At 64.0% G+C, this 17,270-nt stretch carries 18 protein-coding genes; 9 read left to right on the top strand and 9 right to left on the bottom strand.

The features are described from left to right. Window positions 1-57: 57 nt before the first annotated feature. Both nusB and thiL read left to right on the top strand, forming a co-directional pair. Window positions 58-504, top strand: coding sequence for a transcription antitermination factor NusB (gene nusB, locus U5A82_RS19840; protein ID WP_326292577.1), 447 nt, complete (start codon window positions 58-60; stop codon window positions 502-504). 84 nt (window positions 505-588) lie between these two features. After that, on the top strand, window positions 589-1,503 hold the full coding sequence (gene thiL / locus U5A82_RS19835) for a thiamine-phosphate kinase (RefSeq protein ID WP_326292576.1): 915 nt from the start codon (window positions 589-591) through the stop codon (window positions 1,501-1,503). A 5-nt stretch (window positions 1,504-1,508) separates the two neighbouring features. Here the strand turns inward: thiL and U5A82_RS19830 are convergent, their stop codons facing one another. Continuing rightward, the gene (locus U5A82_RS19830; RefSeq protein ID WP_326292575.1) at window positions 1,509-2,135 is read right to left on the bottom strand and encodes a DUF1345 domain-containing protein; all 627 of its coding nucleotides are present in this window, start codon (window positions 2,133-2,135) and stop codon (window positions 1,509-1,511) included. A gap of 40 nt (window positions 2,136-2,175) precedes the next feature. Further along, window positions 2,176-2,751: a peptidase S14 gene (locus U5A82_RS19825; protein WP_326292574.1), complete on the bottom strand. Its 576-nt coding sequence runs from the start codon at window positions 2,749-2,751 to the stop codon at window positions 2,176-2,178. Window positions 2,752-2,891: 140 nt separating this feature from the next. Between U5A82_RS19825 and ruvA the strand changes: the two genes are divergently transcribed. The 5 genes from ruvA to U5A82_RS19800 all read left to right on the top strand — a co-directional run bounded on the left by ruvA (window position 2,892) and on the right by U5A82_RS19800 (window position 7,377). Next, window positions 2,892-3,500 (top strand): Holliday junction branch migration protein RuvA, encoded by a 609-nt coding sequence (ruvA, locus tag U5A82_RS19820; protein ID WP_326292573.1) that lies wholly within the window; start codon window positions 2,892-2,894, stop codon window positions 3,498-3,500. 72 nt (window positions 3,501-3,572) lie between these two features. Then, on the top strand, window positions 3,573-3,899 hold the full coding sequence (locus U5A82_RS19815) for a GIY-YIG nuclease family protein (RefSeq protein WP_326292572.1): 327 nt from the start codon (window positions 3,573-3,575) through the stop codon (window positions 3,897-3,899). A gap of 37 nt (window positions 3,900-3,936) precedes the next feature. Continuing rightward, the gene (ruvB, locus tag U5A82_RS19810) at window positions 3,937-4,959 is read left to right on the top strand and encodes a Holliday junction branch migration DNA helicase RuvB (protein WP_326292570.1); all 1,023 of its coding nucleotides are present in this window, start codon (window positions 3,937-3,939) and stop codon (window positions 4,957-4,959) included. 139 nt (window positions 4,960-5,098) lie between these two features. Further along, a complete protein-coding gene (locus U5A82_RS19805) occupies window positions 5,099-6,853 on the top strand; it encodes an AMP-dependent synthetase/ligase (protein ID WP_326293005.1) in 1,755 nt (584 codons plus the stop codon). Window positions 6,854-6,873: 20 nt separating this feature from the next. Further along, a complete protein-coding gene (locus U5A82_RS19800; RefSeq protein WP_326292568.1) occupies window positions 6,874-7,377 on the top strand; it encodes a nuclear transport factor 2 family protein in 504 nt (167 codons plus the stop codon). Between the two features lie 50 nt (window positions 7,378-7,427). Here the strand turns inward: U5A82_RS19800 and uvrB are convergent, their stop codons facing one another. From uvrB to U5A82_RS19785, 3 genes are read right to left on the bottom strand one after another with little or no spacing between them, the layout of a single operon-like run. Next, window positions 7,428-9,611, bottom strand: a complete 2,184-nt coding sequence (uvrB, locus tag U5A82_RS19795; RefSeq protein WP_326292567.1) for an excinuclease ABC subunit UvrB — start codon at window positions 9,609-9,611, stop codon at window positions 7,428-7,430. 40 nt (window positions 9,612-9,651) lie between these two features. Then, complete coding sequence (locus U5A82_RS19790) at window positions 9,652-10,080, bottom strand: hypothetical protein (protein WP_326293004.1); 429 nt, start codon at window positions 10,078-10,080, stop codon at window positions 9,652-9,654. Beyond that, complete coding sequence (locus U5A82_RS19785; protein ID WP_326292566.1) at window positions 10,067-10,525, bottom strand: DNA/RNA non-specific endonuclease; 459 nt, start codon at window positions 10,523-10,525, stop codon at window positions 10,067-10,069. Before U5A82_RS19785 ends, U5A82_RS19790 begins: the two co-directional genes overlap by 14 nt. 144 nt (window positions 10,526-10,669) lie before the next feature. Between U5A82_RS19785 and U5A82_RS19780 the strand changes: the two genes are divergently transcribed. Next, on the top strand, window positions 10,670-11,233 hold the full coding sequence (locus U5A82_RS19780; RefSeq protein WP_326292565.1) for a DUF3617 domain-containing protein: 564 nt from the start codon (window positions 10,670-10,672) through the stop codon (window positions 11,231-11,233). 128 nt (window positions 11,234-11,361) lie between these two features. Continuing rightward, complete coding sequence (locus U5A82_RS19775) at window positions 11,362-11,868, top strand: DUF3617 domain-containing protein (protein WP_326292564.1); 507 nt, start codon at window positions 11,362-11,364, stop codon at window positions 11,866-11,868. 73 nt (window positions 11,869-11,941) lie between these two features. Here the strand turns inward: U5A82_RS19775 and U5A82_RS19770 are convergent, their stop codons facing one another. From U5A82_RS19770 to U5A82_RS19755, 4 genes are all read right to left on the bottom strand, one after another. Continuing rightward, window positions 11,942-13,159, bottom strand: a complete 1,218-nt coding sequence (locus U5A82_RS19770) for an MBL fold metallo-hydrolase (protein WP_326292563.1) — start codon at window positions 13,157-13,159, stop codon at window positions 11,942-11,944. A 125-nt stretch (window positions 13,160-13,284) separates the two neighbouring features. Continuing rightward, a complete protein-coding gene (locus tag U5A82_RS19765; protein WP_326293003.1) occupies window positions 13,285-14,646 on the bottom strand; it encodes a methyl-accepting chemotaxis protein in 1,362 nt (453 codons plus the stop codon). 93 nt (window positions 14,647-14,739) lie between these two features. Continuing rightward, entirely contained in the window at window positions 14,740-15,657 is a 918-nt protein-coding gene (locus tag U5A82_RS19760) for a DMT family transporter (RefSeq protein WP_326292562.1), read from the bottom strand. A gap of 80 nt (window positions 15,658-15,737) precedes the next feature. Further along, a complete protein-coding gene (locus tag U5A82_RS19755; RefSeq protein WP_326292561.1) occupies window positions 15,738-17,258 on the bottom strand; it encodes a fumarate hydratase in 1,521 nt (506 codons plus the stop codon). Window positions 17,259-17,270: the final 12 nt, after the last annotated feature.

Genomic DNA, 17,270 nt, shown 5'->3' with positions numbered 1-17,270 from the left:
GAGCTTGTCGAGAACCGGTTCTCGACAAGCTCGAACTGAACGGAGTAGGGACATATAATGAACGACCGCTCCAAATCCCGCTCCGCCGCGCGCCTTGCCGCGGTCCAGGCGCTCTACCAGCTCGAAATGGAGGGTACGCCCGTCCATGTCCTGCTCCATGAATTTCACCAGCATCGCCTGGGCGCGACGATCGAGGACGTGACCTACGCACCGGCGGAGGAACCCTTTTTCGACGATGTCGTGACCGGCGTGGATCGTCGTCGCGACGAGATTGACGGCCTGATCGCCGCCCGCCTGTCGAGCGGCTGGACCCTCGATCGCCTCGACAAGCCGATGCGCCAGATATTGCGCGCGGGGACGTACGAACTGCTCGCCCGCGCCGATGTCGGCACCGGCACGGTCATCAGCGAATATGTCGATGTCGCCCACGCTTTCTACGACAAGCGCGAGGCCGGTTTCGTCAACGGCCTGCTCGACGGCGTGTCGAAGGACGTGCGTAAGTAGAATCCACGCGGGGCGGAACGACGGCGTCGCGCCCCGATCGATGATGGGCTTCGACTTCGCCCGGTCTGGACGGTAGGATGGCGCATGTCCGCCGAATCCCGCTTCATCACCCTGCTGCGCCTGCTGGCGAATGATCCCGCCGCGCAGGGCCTGAGCGACGACGTGGCGATCCTGCCCGTCGGCGACAACCGCCTCATCCTCACCAGCGACACGATGGTCGAGGGCGTCCATTATCTGGCCACCGATCCGCCGCAGGATGTGGGCTGGAAACTGGCGGCGGTGAACCTGTCCGATCTTGCCGCCAAGGGGGCGAAGCCGATCGGCTGCCTGCTCAACTATGCGCTGTCGGGCGACGATGGCTGGGACGAAGCCTTTGTCGCTGGGCTGGGCGACGCGCTCGACCGCCATGCCATGCCGCTGCTGGGCGGTGACACGGTGAAGATGCCGACAGGATCGGCCCGCAGCTACAGCCTCACCGCCATCGGCGAAGCGACCGGCGCAGTTCCCACGCGCACCGGCGCGCGGCCGGGCGATCGCCTGTACCTCACCGGCCCAGTGGGGGACGCGGGTATCGGCCTGGGCCTCGCCCGTGTCGATCCGTCTGCATCAGGTCCACTGGTGGACGCCTATCGTCGCCCGCGTCCGCGCCTGGCCGAAGGCGGACTGATCGCGCCGCTCGCCAGCGCGATGATGGACGTGTCCGATGGCCTGCTGATCGACGCTGCCCGTATGGCGCAGGCCAGCGGGGTGGCCATCACCATCGACCATGTCCCGCTATCCCCCGCGTTGGAAAAGGTGCGCGGCGCCAGCACGGCGGTGCAGATCGCGGCGGCGCGGGCGGGCGACGATTATGAACTGCTCTTCACCCTGCCGCGCGGTGTCGCGCCCCCGGTGCGCGCCATTCCGGTCGGCCATGTCGGGCAAGGAAGCGGCTTGACGCTGATGATCGACGGCGCGGCCATCCCCTTGCCTGACAGCCTGGGCTGGGAGCATGGCTGACCCCTTCAGCCGCCGCCCAGCACATTGATGGTGAAGGCCAGGATGCCGAGGTTGAACAGGAATGCGGCCAGGCATTGGAACAGCACGGTCCGGCGCATCGCCGTGGCCGTCACCGACACGTCCGACGTCTGGAACGTCATGCCCAGCGTGAAGGCGAAATAGAGAAAATCCCAATAGCCCGGCTCGTCGCTGTCCGGGAAATCCAGCCCGCCCCGGTCCTTCCCCGCCTGATCCGACAGATAAAAAATATGCGCATAATGCAGCGCATAGACGAGGTTGGAAAAGAGCCAGGCGATCAGCAACGTCGCGAGCAACAGGGCGATCGTCGGCCCGTCTGGTCCGCCATGCTGGCTGGTCGCCACGCCCACCGCGATCAGGATCACCAGGCTGACGATCCCGGTCAGCAGCAGCATCAGTCCGCGATTGGCGTCATTCTTCTGCGCGTTGCGCCGCATCGTGGCGGGCGCGGCGTCGATCAGCGGCGCGACCGACGCCATGAAGGCCAGAGCGGCCAAGTCGAACCCCGCCATCACCGCTTCATGCCATGGCAGCAGCAACGCCAACGGCGCGATGGTCCCCAGCAAAGCCAGGAACATGCCATAGCGCCAGGGGAAGAGGGGCGAAGTGCGCATCACCGGCATCAAAGGCGCAAAATCGCCGCTGTTCAAGTCCTTACAGCACTGCGGCGATCAATCCGCGCGCCTGCGCCTCATTGGCTTCCAGATACCAGTTTTCCGGCGCTTTAAGCAGCAGTTCGTCCATCGTCACGTCCGATCCCAGGATCAGATTCTGGAACCCCTCATTCTGGATCACGATCGACGATTCAATTTCGTTCAAGGTCGCCTTCAACGTGGCGATACAGGTTGATAGCGGCCCGGCCAGATGGATATTCTTGGTAATGATGCGCTCATGGATCATCAACCGCGTGCCGCGCGTCAGATAGCGATTCTCGGTCGCGAAGAAACTCATGAAGGTCGCGCCCGCCGAATAGACCGCCGTGCGCCCCATGAAAACCAGCCGACGATCGGGATAAAGCTCCGAATGGAACCGGATATCTTCGCCCATCAGGCGGGCGATTTCAGGGTCGCCGCCCAATGTCGCCAGTTCCACGACGACCAGCCCCTGCTGGGGCGCGGTGGACAGGCAGTTTTTGAAATGCAGATACATGCCATGATCGACCACGCCCGACAGCATGATCGCGGGAAATTCGAAATCCTTTGGCGAAAGCATCGGCGCGGTCATCAACATTCAGTCTCGTCCTTGCAGGGGGAAGTGGCTGCATTACGCTTGGGCCGGGAAAAGGTGCCGCGCTTTTGACTGGCGCGCCGCGTATGAGCCTGTAAAGAACAGACCATGACCAAAGGCGCCAACGCCGAAAGACGGGGCAGATGATCGCGAAACTCAAAGGGCTGCTGGACAGCACCGGCATCGACCATGCCATCATCGATGTGGGCGGCGTGGGCTATCTGGTCGGTGCGTCGTCGCGCACGCTCGCCGCGTTGGGGCCAGTCGGCGAAGCGGTGACGATCCATACCGAAATGCTGGTGGCGGCCGATTCGATCCGGCTGGTCGGCTTCGCCCGCGCCGACGAACGCGACTGGTATCGGCTGCTGACCCATGTGCAGGGCGTCGGATCGCGCGTCGCACTGGCGATCCTGTCCGCGCTGGAGCCGCATGACCTGCATCGCGCCGTCGCCATGGGGGACAAGGCGATGATCGCGCGGGCGAACGGGGTGGGGCCGAAACTGGCCCAGCGCATCGTCAACGAACTGAAGGACAAGATCGGCGCAGCCCCCGTGGGCAGCCCGATCGGCGTGGGCGGCGTGGTGGCGATGCCAGTCGGCAGCTTCGCCGCCGATGCCCTGTCCGCGCTCCAGAATCTCGGCTTCAAACCGCATGAGGCCAGCGTCGCCGTCGCTGCGGCCGAAGAGGATTTGGGCGAAGGCGCCAGCCTCGACGCGCTGGTGCGGCTCGCGCTGCGGAAGGCGTCGAAGTGAGTAACGCGCATTTCTGTCATGCTGAACTTGTTTCAGCATCCATCAGGCCGCTCGCACGGAAGGGATGTGCGGATGAAGGAACCCTGCGTCTACATCCTCGCAAGCCAGCCCTATGGCACGCTCTACATCGGTGTGACGTCCAACCTGCTGGGCCGACTGATCCAGCATCGCACGGATACGATACCCGGCTTTACGCGCAGATACAGCGTCCATCGCCTTGTCCGCTACGAACCCTGCGATACGATGGAGCAAGCGATCCCGCGCGAAAAGCAACTCAAACGCTGGCATCGCCAATGGAAGATCAATCTGATCGAGTCGGAAAACCCGCAATGGGTAGATCTGGCCGTCAACCTTGGCCTTCCTCCGCTCGATCCGCGCGCGCGGCACGATGGATGCTGAAACACGTTCAGCATGACGTGAGGGACGGGGGTCGGCCATGACTGACGACGATCGCCTCATCACCCCCGCGCGCCGTCCAGAGGATGTCGACGCCGCGCTGCGTCCCAAATCGCTCGACGAATTTATCGGCCAGCAGGCGGCGCGCGAAAATCTGCGCATCTTCATCCAGGCGGCCCGGTCGCGAGGCGACGCGCTCGACCATGTGCTGTTCTTCGGCCCGCCAGGCCTTGGCAAGACCACATTGGCGCAGATCGTGGCGAAGGAAATGGGCGTGGGTTTCCGCGCCACCTCCGGCCCGGTCATCGCCAAGTCGGGCGACCTGGCCGCTTTGCTCACCAATCTGGACGAAGGCGACGTGCTGTTCGTGGATGAAATCCACCGGCTCAACCCGGCGGTCGAAGAGGTGCTCTATCCCGCGATGGAGGATCGCGCGCTCGACCTGATGATCGGGGAGGGGCCATCCGCCCGCTCGGTTCGCATCGACCTTCCGCGCTTCACCCTGGTCGGGGCGACCACGCGGCAGGGGCTGCTCACCACGCCGCTGCGCGACCGCTTCGGCATTCCGGTGCGGTTGCAATTCTATACCGTGGACGAACTGGAACTGGTGGTGCGCCGCGCCGCGCGGCTGCTCGACCTTGCCATCACGTCGGACGGCGCGATCGAGATTGCCCGCCGTTCGCGCGGCACGCCCCGCATCGCCGGGCGGCTGCTGCGCCGGGTGCGCGACTTCGCCAATGTCGCAGGAGCGCCCACGGTCGACCGGAAAGTCGCCGACGCCGCGCTGATGCGGCTGGAGGTCGATCATCTCGGCCTCGACCTCATGGATCGCCGTTATCTGATGATGATCGCCGACATCTATCGTGGCGGCCCGGTGGGTGTCGAAACGCTGGCGGCTGGCCTGTCGGAAGCGCGCGATACGATCGAGGAAGTGGTCGAACCCTATCTGATCCAGTTAGGCCTCATCGCCCGTACCGCGCGCGGGCGCTGCCTCAACGGGCCGGGCTGGAAGCATCTGGGCCTCAATCCGCCCGCAGGCGGTCAGGACGGGCTTTTCGACTGACGAGACGCGTCAAACCGCTTGGCCGTTACGGCAGCGCGACGCTATAGCCATGCATCATGATCAGGCACGCGCCAGACGCGCCGGAAACCGCAGGAGTCGAGCCTTGAGGGCCATCGATACATTTCCCAACCTCGTCACCATGTTCTTCGCCCGCGCACAGGAAAAGGGCGATGCGCCTTTCCTCTGGCGCAAGGCCGACGGCCAATGGCATCCCCTCAGCTGGGCGGAGGTCGCGCGGCAGGTCGCGGCGCTTGCCGTCGCGCTCAGGGCGCAGGGTCTGAAACCCGGCGACCCGGTGATGCTGGTCAGCGAAAACCGCCCGGAATTTTGCATCGCGGACCTCGCCATCATGGCGGCGGGGTGCATCACGGTGCCCACCTACACCACCAACACCACCCGCGATCATCAGCATATCCTGACCGATAGCGGCGCGCGCGCCGTCATCGTCTCGACAGCGAAGCTCGCTCAGGCGCTGATGCCCGCCGTGGTCCGATCGCAGGCCAGCTTCGTCATCGGGATGGAGCCGTTGCGCGGGGCGCAGGGGACATCGACCTGCCATTTGTGGAGCGAACTGCTCGCCGCACATGCGACCGATCCGGCCGCCGACGTGCAGGGCGTTGCGGCCCGCCAGACCGCGACGCGCAAGGATCAGGCCTGCATCATCTACACCAGCGGCACCGGCGGCGCGCCTCGCGGCGTGATGCAGCATCATGGCGCGATCCTCGCCAATGTGGAGGGCGCGGCCAAGGTCGTGGCGGAGGATTTCGGCTGGGGCGACGAGGTCTTCCTGTCCTTCCTGCCGCTCTCCCACGCCTATGAACATAGCGGCGGCCAGTTCCTCCCCATATTGCTGGGTGGGCAGATCTATTATGCGGAAGGGCTGGAAAAGCTCGCGTCCAACATAGAGGAAGCGCGCCCGACCATCATGGTCGTCGTGCCCCGCCTGTTCGAAGTGCTGCGCACCCGCATCATCAAGTCGATCGAGAAACAGGGCAAGTTCCCGACCTATCTGCTGGGTCAGGCGCTGCGCATCGCGGCCAAGGAGCAGGCGGGCAAAGGATCGATCCTCGACCGGCCGATGAAGCTGCTCCTGTCCCGCACGCTCATCCCCAAGATTCGCGCGCGCTTCGGTGGCCGGATGAAGGCGCTGGTATCGGGCGGCGCGCCGCTCAACCCCGATGTCGGCCTGTTCTTCCATGCGATGGGCCTGACCCTGCTCCAGGGCTATGGCCAGACGGAGGCCGGTCCGGTGGTCAGCTGCAACCGCCCCGCCGCAGGCATCGCCATGGACACGGTCGGCCCGCCGCTCGATGGGGTGGAGGTACGGATCGCGGAGGATGGCGAAATCCTGGTGCGCGGCGAACTGGTCATGCACGGCTATTGGCGCAATCCGGCGGAAACCGAAAAGGCGCTGAAAGACGGCTGGCTCCACACCGGCGACATCGGCGAGATCGACGCGAAGGGCCGCATCCGCATCACCGACCGGAAGAAGGATCTGATCGTCAACGACAAGGGCGACAATGTCTCCCCGCAAAAGGTCGAGGGGATGCTGACGCTGCAAAGCGAGATCGGCCAGGCGATGGTCCATGGCGACCGCCGCCCCTATCTGGTCGGCCTCATCGTCCCCGACGCCGAATGGACGCGCGATTGGGCAACGGCGCAGGGTGTCGCGGTCGAGGGCATTGCGGCCCATCCCGCCTATATGGCCGCGCTGCGCGCAGCGGTGGACCGGGTCAATGACGATCTGTCGGTGCTGGAACGCTTGCGCCGCTTCATCCTGGCCGACGAAGCCTTCACCATCGAAAATGAGGAAATGACGCCTTCGATGAAAATACGCCGCCACGTCATCCGCAAACGCTATGCGGATCGGCTGGATGCGCTGTATAGGGGATGAGTTGCCAAGGGGGAATCTGTATGATCGTTGCGCGTTACTGTCTGGCCTTGGTCCTGGCGTGTGTGTCGAGTTTGCCGGTAGCGGCGCAACCGCTCAATGCGCCGGTTACCGCCAGCCCCGACCCGGAATCCCTGTTCACCAGCCCCGATTCCAAGCTCAACCGCAACAAGCAGGTCGCCCTCAAGATCGTCAAGGAACTGCTGGAGGCCCATCATTGGGAACGGGCGCCGCTCTATCTGACGGAACGATATATCCAGCATAATCCCTATGCGGGGTCGGGACGCGACGCGGTGATGCATTTCTTCATCGACGTCATGAAGACAAAGCCCACCCCGATACCCGCCAGAATGAAGACCAAGGTGGTGGCCGTCCAGGCGGAGGGTGACTATGTGACGGTCAGCTTCGTGCGGGACATCAAGGATCCCGCCGATCCTGCCAAAAGCTATACGACCACCTGGTTCGATATGTGGCGGTTCGTGGATGGCAAGGCGGATGAGCATTGGGATCCGGCTATCCTGCGATAAGGGGTAAAGGCTGGCCGCCCGTCTTTCCTTCTGGCCGTGGGACGCAGGATTTACCGCCCGAACTTCTTCTGCACCTTCCCATAGCGCAGTTTCCGCGTCCCCGGCTTCCCCTCGGTCGCCCGCCCGCGCGGCGCGGCGACCTGCTCATGCGCGGGTAGCCCCAACTCTTCGGCTTCCAGCTTCCTGATCTCGTCGCGAATGCGGCCGGCTTCCTCGAACTCCAGGTCGGCGGCTGCGGCGCGCATCTTCTTTTCCAGATCCTCGATATAAGCGCGCAGATTGTGGCCGACGAGGTGCGGGCGGTCGTCCAGCCCGGTATCGACCGTGACCTGATCCTTGCTCGACACATGGGCAATGATGTCGCCGATATTGCGCTTGATCGTGGTCGGCGTGATGCCGTGCTCCAGATTATAGGCCTCCTGCTTCTCGCGCCGTCGCCCGGTTTCGTTGAGCGCCCGCTCCATCGACCCGGTGATGCGATCGGCATAGAGGATGACCCGCCCGTCCACGTTACGCGCGGCGCGGCCGATCGTCTGGATGAGCGAGGTTTCGGAGCGTAGGAACCCTTCCTTGTCCGCATCCAATATCGCCACCAGCCCGCATTCGGGAATATCCAGCCCTTCGCGCAACAGGTTGATGCCGATCAGCACGTCATAGACGCCCAGCCGCAGATCGCGGATCAGTTCGATACGCTCCAGCGTCTCGACGTCCGAGTGCATGTAGCGGACCTTGATCCCCGCCTCATGCATGAATTCGGTCAGGTCTTCGGCCATCCGCTTGGTCAGCGTGGTGACGAGCGTGCGATAGCCCTGCGCCGCCACCTTGCGACACTCGTTGATCAGATCGTCCACCTGATCCTCGACCGGCTTGATCTCGACCGGCGGGTCGATCAGGCCGGTGGGGCGGATCACCTGTTCGCTGAACACGCCGCCGGTCTGCTCCATCTCCCACGGACCGGGGGTGGCCGAGACGCTGACCGTCTGCGGCCGCATCGCGTCCCATTCGTTGAAGCGCAACGGGCGGTTGTCGATGCAACTGGGCAGGCGAAATCCATATTCGGCCAGCGTAATCTTGCGCCGATGATCGCCGCGCGCCATCGCGCCGATCTGCGGCACGGTCTGGTGGCTTTCGTCCACGAACAGCAGGGCGTTTTCGGGCAGATATTCGAACAGGGTCGGCGGCGGTTCGCCCGGCAGGCGGCCGGTCAGGAAGCGGCTGTAATTCTCGATTCCCGCGCAGCTTCCCGTAGCCGCGATCATCTCCAGATCGAAATTGGTGCGCTGCTCCAGCCGCTGCGCCTCCAGCAGCTTGCCCTCCGCCTCCAGTTCCTTCAACCGCTCGGTCATCTCGAAACGGATCGCCTCCATCGCCTGCTTGAGCGTCGGGCCGGGCGTCACATGGTGGCTGTTGGGAAAGACCTTCACATAGTCGAGGGACGCGACCTTCTTGCCGGTCAGCGGGTCGAACTCGACGATATCCTCGATCTCGTTGCCAAAGAAGCTGATGCGCCAGGCCGTGTCCTCATAGTGCGACGGAAAAATCTCCAGATTGTCGCCCTTCACGCGGAAATTGCCGCGCGCGAAGCCCGCATCGTTGCGCTTATATTGGAGTGCGACCAGCTTGCGGATGATCTCGCGCTGGTCCTCGATCCCGCCTTTCTTCATCGAGAAGGTCATCGCCGAATAGGTTTCGACCGACCCGATGCCGTACAGGCAGGACACCGACGCCACGATGATGACGTCGTCCCGCTCCAGCAATGCGCGGGTGGCCGAATGGCGCATCCGGTCGATGCTCTCGTTTACCGAGCTTTCCTTCTCGATATAGGTGTCGGACCGCGCGACATAGGCTTCGGGTTGGTAATAGTCGTAATAGCTGACGAAATATTCGACCGCATTATCCGGGAAGAAGCTCTTGAACTCGCCATAGAGCTGCGCCGCCAATATCTTGTTGGGCGCCAGGATCAGCGCGGGCCGTTGCAGCGCCTCGATCACCTTGGCCATGGTGAAGGTCTTGCCCGAACCGGTAACGCCCAGCAGCACCTGATCCCGCTCCCCGGCCAGCGCCTGTTCGACCAGTTCGGGGATGGCCGTGCGCTGGTCGCCCGACGGTTCATATTCGCTGACCAGCGTGAACGGCCGCCCGCCCTCGCTCTTTTCGGGGCGGGCCGGGCGATGGGGCACGAAGCCTGCGCCGGTTTCCGGTTCATCGAGCGTGGTGCGGATCTGAATCGACATGGGGTGAATATGGGGTCTTTGTACGCAGGCGCAATCGGGATCAGGGCTTCAGTTCGAACGCGGTCTTGGGCATCGGCGGATAGACCACCGGCTTGTCGCCGAAACGCGCACGCAGGGCGGCCTGGCGGCGTTCGTCGTCGATGACTTCTACATCGACCTCGTCCGGATAACGGTAGTTGATCTCGAACTTTCCGTCCTTGATCTCATATTCCAAGATCGACCAGCGCTTGATGCCGCCTTCGTCCGACTCGGCATACCAAGCTTCCCAAAGAAGGTCGGAAAGAAGCCTGCTGCCGTCGAGATTCCGGATCTGATGGCCTTCATCCTTGAAGACATTGGGGCTGATCCATCTGTCACCGACTTCGACATAGAGGAAAATGCCATCGGGATCGCCGCCGACGATATCGACCAATTCCACGCCGATCTCGTTGTAAAGCGGCCCAAGAATGTCGAACTTATCTTTTGCCATCTGCGGCGCCTTTCGCTTCGTTCGGGAATTCTTTGAAGAACTTTCTATCGTCGACATACCATGTGACGATAAGATGGTAGGGCCGTTTGGACGTTCCTTCATAAAGCGGTTCGATGTCCACGAACACCTTATGCCCGGCGCGTAATTCCTTGGCCCAGGAATCTTCCATGACGCGATAGCTGCCCCGGTTGAAGTTGGAATTCTGGGCGAAATGGTTGAAGCTGTCGCTGGGACCATTGAAGCGAGCAGCGATGAAATGACCCCCATCGTCGCCGCCAAGCCGGTTGGGCTTGCCTGCCTGCGCCTGATTGTACCGCGATCGCTTGGGCGCGACAGCCAGCGATAATTGGCCATATGTCCGCCGATTGCGCGCAATGATGTCGATATGGAAATCATAGCCATTCTTGCTCTCCCTCTGCCAGTTCGTGTCGAGGATCTGGCTCACCAGCTTCGGCGGGTTGTTTGACGGAGACGCGTAGCATATCGCCGGGAACAAAAAAAGAACATATAGCTCTTCGCATCCCGTCATTGAACCCGCGCGCGGCGCTGCTATGATCGGCGCAACAGCACGGAAACAGGGAGGAAGATCATGCGCCGGACAGTCTTGACGCTTGCGGTTCTGGCGATCGGCCTGGCCGCCTGTACCGACAAGCCGGGCGACAAGACCGTGGACATCGCCGCCACCGACGCGATGAGCAAGGCGGAGGTGAAGGCGCAGGTCGACAAGGTGCAGTTGAAGCCCGGCCAATGGGAAGGGCGCTTCACGGTCAAGGATATCGACCTGTCCGGCATGCCCGGCGCGCCAGCAAACATGAAGGACCAGATGACGCGCGCGATGAGCCAGTCCTCGCTCAAATATTGCGTCACGCCGCAGCAGGCCGCCAATCCGAGCGGCGAGATGTTCGCCGGGCAGGAAAACAAGAATTGCACCTATGGCGGGTTCAAGGCGAAGGGCGGCACGGTGAAGGGGCAGGTATCGTGCAAGTCGCAAGGCGGCACGATGAACGCGACCCTGTCCGGCACCTATGCGCCCGAAACCTACGCGATGGATATGGATATGAAGATGGTGGGCGGCCCCAGTGGCACGACCATGGCGATGACCGCCCGGTCTGAGGGCAAGTGGATCGGGGAGGCCTGCGTAGCGGGCAAGTGATTGCCCCTGCCACTGTTGACGCGGGCGTTCCGCCGACAATCCTGACCCCGGCGCCGTTTCCGCTTGCGCTTTGGCGGTGGTGGGTAGAGCCTTGGCTTCAGTTCCGACCAGAGAACGGGGATGAGGATATGCGAATGAAACTGCTGACGGCGTTGCCGATCGGTCTGGCCCTTGGCCTGAGCGCCTGCGGCACGGAGCCAGCGCCCGCGCCACAGGCGGAAGAAGGGCCGGTGCTGATGCAGGCGGGGCAATGGGCGATCACGCGCAAGACCACCGGCTTCAACACGCCCACCGTCACCCCGGCCGAATATCAGGCGGCGCTCAAGCAGATCGGAGAGGACAAGCTGTGCATCACGCCTAACGCGCAGGGCGTTCCCGCCGCCGACGCATTGGCGGGGAAGGAAGGCACGGCCTGCAGCTACAAGGATAAGATGATCCGCAAGGGCCGGTTGATCGCCACCTTGTCCTGCACCGCGGGGGCGGGCACGTCCGAAATCGTGGTGGAGGGCAATTATACCGCCGACACGCTCACCTTGGGCACCACCATGACGAAGACGGAAGGGGGCAAAGCCGTGTTGCGCACCACCCACGACGTCACCGGCAAGCGCATCGGGGACTGCCCACCCGCGTCCTGACGGCGCGCGGCTATGCGCCCTCCCGTGGAAAGCCTGTGGACAGGCTGTGGATAAGTAATGGAGCGCTTGTGGACTATTCCAAAGCCCGGATCGCACGTTCGTCGCACCGCCTGGTGCCGATCGGCACCGGACGGACCGTCGGCACGGTCAGCGACTGGCCGATCCGCAGCGGCGCGAAACGCTTGCCCTCTATCCCTTCGCAGCGCAGGGCCAGCGCCAGCATCTTGGGCGGCGTGTCCCACTGTTCGTAGGACAGGCGGAACGTGCCCCAGTGGATGGGGATGGCTGTCGACGCGCCCAGACGCTTGAAGACTTCCACCGCCTGGGCCGGGCCGATATGCGCGTCCGACTGCATCTGCCCCTTCCAGAAACGAAACGCGCCGATCGGGATCAGCGCCAGCCGGATCGGACCGAAACGTCGCGCTTCATAGGGCCATCCCATGTCGCCTGCGCCGGTGTCGCCCGCAAAGAAGATATTGCCCGCCCGCGTCTCGATCAGGAAACTCGACCAGAGCGCCCGGTTGCGATCCGTGCCCCAGCGGCTGCCCCAATGATGGTTGCGCGTCACATGGACGCGATAGTCGGGACAATGTTCATAATTGCCGCACTGGATCACCGCTTGCGGCGCCAGCCCGTTCAGCGCCGCGCCGCTGACTGACTGGCCCCAGTCCAGCGCCGTCGTTTCTATCCCGTTCGCTTTCAGAATCGCGTCGTTGCCCAGGCTGGTGACGATCTTCGGCCGGTCGCGCGCCCACAGCTTCTTCAGCGTGGGGATGTCCATATGATCGTAATGATTGTGGCTGAGCACGATCAGGTCGATCCTGGGCAGGTCTTCGAAACGCACGCCCGGCTGCGCGATCCGCTTCGGGCCGAACGGGGGCAGGGGGCTGGCATAGTCGGACCAGATCGGGTCGGTCAGGATGTTGATGCCCGCCGCCTGCACCAGCACGGTCGCATGGCCGACCCAGGTCGCCACCATCCCGCGCGGCGCGGCGAAGGGGGCGGGACGCGCGGGCTTGACTGCTATCGCCTCCGGCCATGGCGGCCGGTCGTCATGGCCCAGCAGCCAGCGGGCGATGAACCCCTGTCGGCTCGTACCCGGCGGGGCGGGGGATTCGATCGCGCCGTCCGGATTGAAGAAATGCGCGCCGTCATAATGGCGGCTGACCGGTCCCTGATAATAAAGGCGGTCCAGAAAGGGCGGCACGATCGTGATCGCCAGGCACAGGGCGATGACGGCGAACAGCAGCGCGATCCCCGCGCCCCGGACGATGCTGACAAGGCGACCCATGGCTGCTCCCGCGTTGATGCCGTGTAGCGCCATAGCCCAAGGCGAAGACGGGGCAAGAGGCGGATGGCGATTATGGGGGGCTGGGGGACTGACTGCTCTGGTTTAACGAACCTGACATAACCGCGTCACCCCTGATCCTGATACGCCATCTGCAAGATGCCCCAATGACGCCCCTTCACATGGATCGATGCGATCACCTGTTTCAGCAGGATCACCTCGCCCTGCGCGGTCAGGCGGCGATAGGCCTTGATGCAGAAAGGCTGGGTGATCCTCGCCTGTTCGCGCGTGTCGGGAAAGTCGAAGAGCATGCCCTGGCGCGCATATTCCAGGTTCCAGGCTTCGTCGCCCGGCCTTTGCTGTTGCGCGCGTTCGGGCATGGCGACTGCGCCGAAGGCGTGCCGATCGGTGAAGGTCATGCCGAACAGGCCGGGAAAGCCGCGCGCCTTTTCCTGTGCGGCGCGGGCGGCGGGCAGCATCGCGGCCTGCACGGGATGGGTGAAGAGCGGCGGGTTCGTCCCCGCGACCGGTATGTGATGATCGCTGAAGATCGCCGCCTCGGTCACGGCGCCCGTATCGATCGCGCGTTCGATCGCACGGGCGACCTCCCGCGCGCTGTCCAGGCTGAAGCGGATATAGGGCGAATCGGGAATATCGATGCCGCTTTCGGCCAGATATTGCAGCAGCATGTTGGTGTCGTCGCTCGCGGTGGACACGCGCCCGGACAGCCGCTGCAAGCCGTCGGCATTGTCGGTCGAGGTGCTGGCCAGCGCCGCCAGCCCGCCGCGAATTTCGCTCGCCGATCCCACCATCGACGTGATCCGTCCCGCCATCGCCTCGCTGTTGCTCGACAGGCCCTGCATCAGCGTGCCGAGCCGCTCGACCAGCGTCTCGATATTCTTGGTGTCGTTAAGCGCGGTGCGCGCGGTCTGCGCGCCGTGGGTGATGCTGGTCAGCATGCCGCCCGCCTCGCCGGTCAGCGCGGCGATCGACCGTTCGATGGTGTTGGTCGCGGTGGCGGTTTCCTGCGCCAGCTTCTTCACCTCGGCCGCGACCACGGCAAAGCCGCGTCCCGCATCGCCCGCCCGCGCGGCTTCGATCGTGGCGTTGAGGGCCAGGAGATTGGTCTGGCTGGCGATGCCGCTGATGACGCTGGTGACATGGGCGACCGTCTTGAGCGCTTCGCCGAAGCCGTCGAGCCGCGCATGGATGCGGCTCACCTGCTCGATCAGATCGACGAAATTATGGTTGGCGGTCGACAATTGCCGCCCCGAATCGTCGATGATGGCGCGGGCGGCGACGGCCTGCTCGCGCGCAGCCTGCCCCGCCATGGATATGCTGTCGCCATCGCGCGACAATTGCGCCGCCGCGCCGCTGATCGCCTCGATCGTGCGCGCCTGGTGCGTTACCCGGTCGGCCAGTTCGCTGATATCGGCCTGCAAGTCGAGCGTGCGGATGCCCAGGTCGCCAGACAATTTGGCGACCTTCATCACCGCGCCGGCGACGGTTTCGGATTGCGCTTCTTTTCCCACAGGACCGGGCTATCAGCGCATGGTAAAGGAAAGCTTAGCGATCCGCTGCGGTCAAAGCGCACCCATCAGCGCCAGCGCCACGCCGCTCATCACCAGCAGCAGCCCGACCACCTCGCTCGCCCGCATCCGTTCTTTCAGGTAGAAATGGCCAAACGCCATGGTGAAGGCGACCTCGACCTGCCCCACGATCCGCACCAGCGCGACCGGCGCGGTGGCGAAACCGGTGAACCAGCAGGCGCTGCCCAGGGCGGACAGCAGCCCCACCTGCCCCGACACCCGCCAACTCGCCAGCACCCGCCGCATCTCGCCCGGCTCGCGCGCGATCAGCCACGCGCCCTGCATCAGCGTCTGGATCGATACCGTGACGACCAGCACCAGCAGCGCGGCCAGGATGCGGTCGTCCCCGCCCACCGCCTGCGTCGCGCGGCGGATGCCGATCGCGGTCAGCGCAAAGAAAAATCCCGACGCGATTCCCGTCAGTGCGGCGGGCTGGCCCAGCGCGCGCAGCATGTCGCCCGGTCCCATCCGCTTGCCGCCGGTCGACAACAGCATCACGCCCATCACCCCGCAACCGATCCCCGCCCAGGCGAGCGGGCTGAGCCGTTCGCCCAGCAGCAGGAAGGAGAGGATGGCCCCCTGCACCGCTTCGGTCTTGGAATAAGCGGTGCCGACCACGAAGTTGCGATGCTGGAACGCCATGATCAACAGGTTGGTCGCGATGATCTGCGCCAGCCCGCCACCCAGGCAAAAGAGTAGGAAGGGCGGGGCGATCGTCGGCAGCGGTACGGGGAAGATCAGCGCGTAACCGCCCAGCAGCAACAGGGCGAAGGGGATGCCGTAGAGATAGCGGACCAGCCCTGCGGCATTGATCGACAGGCTATGGCTGACGCGCCGTTGCACCGCCGTGCGCCACGCCTGCGTGGCCCCAGCGATCAGCGTCGCGGGCAACCAGATCGGGGATGTGATCATGCCCGCCCTATACAGGGGGAACGCGGCCCGTCATCCCCTTTCCCAGTCCTCCCCATCCGAAGATGGGGAGGATGGAGATGTCATGCGCCTTCGAGCAGCTTCTCCCGCTTGATCTTCTCCTGCCACACCAGCGGGGCCAGGCGATGGACATTCTGCCCTTCGCTGTCGACCGCCACCGTCACCGGCATATCCTGCACATCGAATTCGTATATCGCTTCCATGCCCAGATCTTCGAAGCCCACGACCTTCGCGCCCTTGATTGCGCGCGCGACCAGATAGGCCGCGCCGCCGACCGCCATCAGATAGGCGCTCTTATGCTTGGCGATAGCTTCGGTGGCCGCCACGCCGCGCTCGGCCTTGCCGACGCAGCCCAGCAGCCCCTGCTCCAGCATCATGTCCATGAAGCTGTCCATGCGGGTCGCGGTGGTGGGACCGGCCGGGCCGACCACTTCGTCGCCGACCGGATCGACCGGGCCGACATAATAGATGACGCGGCCCTTGAAATCGACCGGCAGTTGCTCGCCCCGGCTAAGCATATCCTTGATCCGCTTGTGCGCGGCGTCGCGCCCGGTCAGCATCTTGCCGTTCAGCAGCAGCCGGTCGCCATGCTTCCAGCTTTGCACGATTTCAGGCGTCAGCGTGTTGAGGTCGACGCTGATCGCTTCCTTGCTCGGCTTCCAGTCGACCTGCGGCCATTCGGAAATCTTGGGCGCTTCCAGGAAAGCGGGGCCGGACCCGTCCAGCGTGAAATGCGCGTGGCGCGTCGCGGCGCAATTGGGGATCATCGCGACCGGCTTGCCCGCCGCATGGCAGGGATAGTCGTAGATCTTGACGTCCAGGATGGTGGACAGGCCACCCAGGCCCTGTGCGCCGATGCCCAGCGCATTGACCTTGTCGAAAATCTCGATCCGCATCTCCTCGATCTTGTTCTGTGGCCCGCGCAGCTTCAGCTCGCCCATGTCGATGGGCTCCATCAGGCTTTCCTTGGCCAGCGCCACCGCCTTTTCCGCGGTGCCGCCGATGCCGATGCCCAGCATGCCCGGCGGGCACCAGCCAGCGCCCATCTGCGGGATCATCTCCAGCACCCAGTCGACGATCGAATCGCTGGGGTTCATCATCTTGAACTTGGTCTTGTTTTCCGACCCGCCGCCCTTGGCCGCCACGTCGATGACGACCTTGTTGCCCGGCACCATTTCCACGTTCAGCACGCAGGGCGTATTGTCCTTGGTATTCTGCCGCGCAAAGGCCGGGTCGCGCAGGATCGAGGCGCGCAGGCGATTTTCGGGGTTCAGATAGGCCTTGCGCACGCCGTCATCGACGATGTCCTGCATCGACCGGCTATTATCATCCAATCGACAGTCCATGCCCCATTTGATGAAGACATTGACGATACCGGTGTCCTGGCAGATCGGGCGATGCCCCTCCGCGCACATGCGGCTGTTGGTCAGGATCTGGGCGATGGCGTCCTTGGCCGCCGGATTGGCTTCGGCCTCATAGGCTTTGCCCAGCGCGCGGATATAATCCATCGGATGATAATAGCTGATGAACTGGAGCGCGTCGGCGACGCTCTCGATGAGGTCTGCGGTCTTGATGAGCGTCATCTACCCTGGTCC

It is taken from the genome of Sphingobium sp. CR2-8 (genome assembly GCF_035818615.1).
Classification (GTDB): domain Bacteria; phylum Pseudomonadota; class Alphaproteobacteria; order Sphingomonadales; family Sphingomonadaceae; genus Sphingobium.
The sequence above is the reverse complement of the archived record's forward strand: the minus strand, read 5'-3'. Positions and strand labels throughout refer to the sequence as shown.

Excerpts from the sequence above, each read along its gene's own strand:
- nusB (WP_326292577.1), top strand. The coding sequence starts at position 58 with ATGAACGACCGCTCCAAATCCCGCTCCGCCGCGCGCCTTGCCGCGGTC.
- thiL (WP_326292576.1), top strand. The coding sequence starts at position 589 with ATGTCCGCCGAATCCCGCTTCATCACCCTGCTGCGCCTGCTGGCGAAT.
- U5A82_RS19830 (WP_326292575.1), bottom strand. The coding sequence starts at position 2,135 with ATGCGCACTTCGCCCCTCTTCCCCTGGCGCTATGGCATGTTCCTGGCT.
- U5A82_RS19825 (WP_326292574.1), bottom strand. The coding sequence starts at position 2,751 with ATGTTGATGACCGCGCCGATGCTTTCGCCAAAGGATTTCGAATTTCCC.
- ruvA (WP_326292573.1), top strand. The coding sequence starts at position 2,892 with ATGATCGCGAAACTCAAAGGGCTGCTGGACAGCACCGGCATCGACCAT.
- U5A82_RS19815 (WP_326292572.1), top strand. The coding sequence starts at position 3,573 with ATGAAGGAACCCTGCGTCTACATCCTCGCAAGCCAGCCCTATGGCACG.
- ruvB (WP_326292570.1), top strand. The coding sequence starts at position 3,937 with ATGACTGACGACGATCGCCTCATCACCCCCGCGCGCCGTCCAGAGGAT.
- U5A82_RS19805 (WP_326293005.1), top strand. The coding sequence starts at position 5,099 with ATGTTCTTCGCCCGCGCACAGGAAAAGGGCGATGCGCCTTTCCTCTGG.
- U5A82_RS19800 (WP_326292568.1), top strand. The coding sequence starts at position 6,874 with ATGATCGTTGCGCGTTACTGTCTGGCCTTGGTCCTGGCGTGTGTGTCG.
- uvrB (WP_326292567.1), bottom strand. The coding sequence starts at position 9,611 with ATGTCGATTCAGATCCGCACCACGCTCGATGAACCGGAAACCGGCGCA.
- U5A82_RS19790 (WP_326293004.1), bottom strand. The coding sequence starts at position 10,080 with ATGGCAAAAGATAAGTTCGACATTCTTGGGCCGCTTTACAACGAGATC.
- U5A82_RS19780 (WP_326292565.1), top strand. The coding sequence starts at position 10,670 with ATGCGCCGGACAGTCTTGACGCTTGCGGTTCTGGCGATCGGCCTGGCC.
- U5A82_RS19775 (WP_326292564.1), top strand. The coding sequence starts at position 11,362 with ATGCGAATGAAACTGCTGACGGCGTTGCCGATCGGTCTGGCCCTTGGC.
- U5A82_RS19770 (WP_326292563.1), bottom strand. The coding sequence starts at position 13,159 with ATGGGTCGCCTTGTCAGCATCGTCCGGGGCGCGGGGATCGCGCTGCTG.
- U5A82_RS19765 (WP_326293003.1), bottom strand. The coding sequence starts at position 14,646 with ATGAAGGTCGCCAAATTGTCTGGCGACCTGGGCATCCGCACGCTCGAC.
- U5A82_RS19760 (WP_326292562.1), bottom strand. The coding sequence starts at position 15,657 with ATGATCACATCCCCGATCTGGTTGCCCGCGACGCTGATCGCTGGGGCC.
- U5A82_RS19755 (WP_326292561.1), bottom strand. The coding sequence starts at position 17,258 with ATGACGCTCATCAAGACCGCAGACCTCATCGAGAGCGTCGCCGACGCG.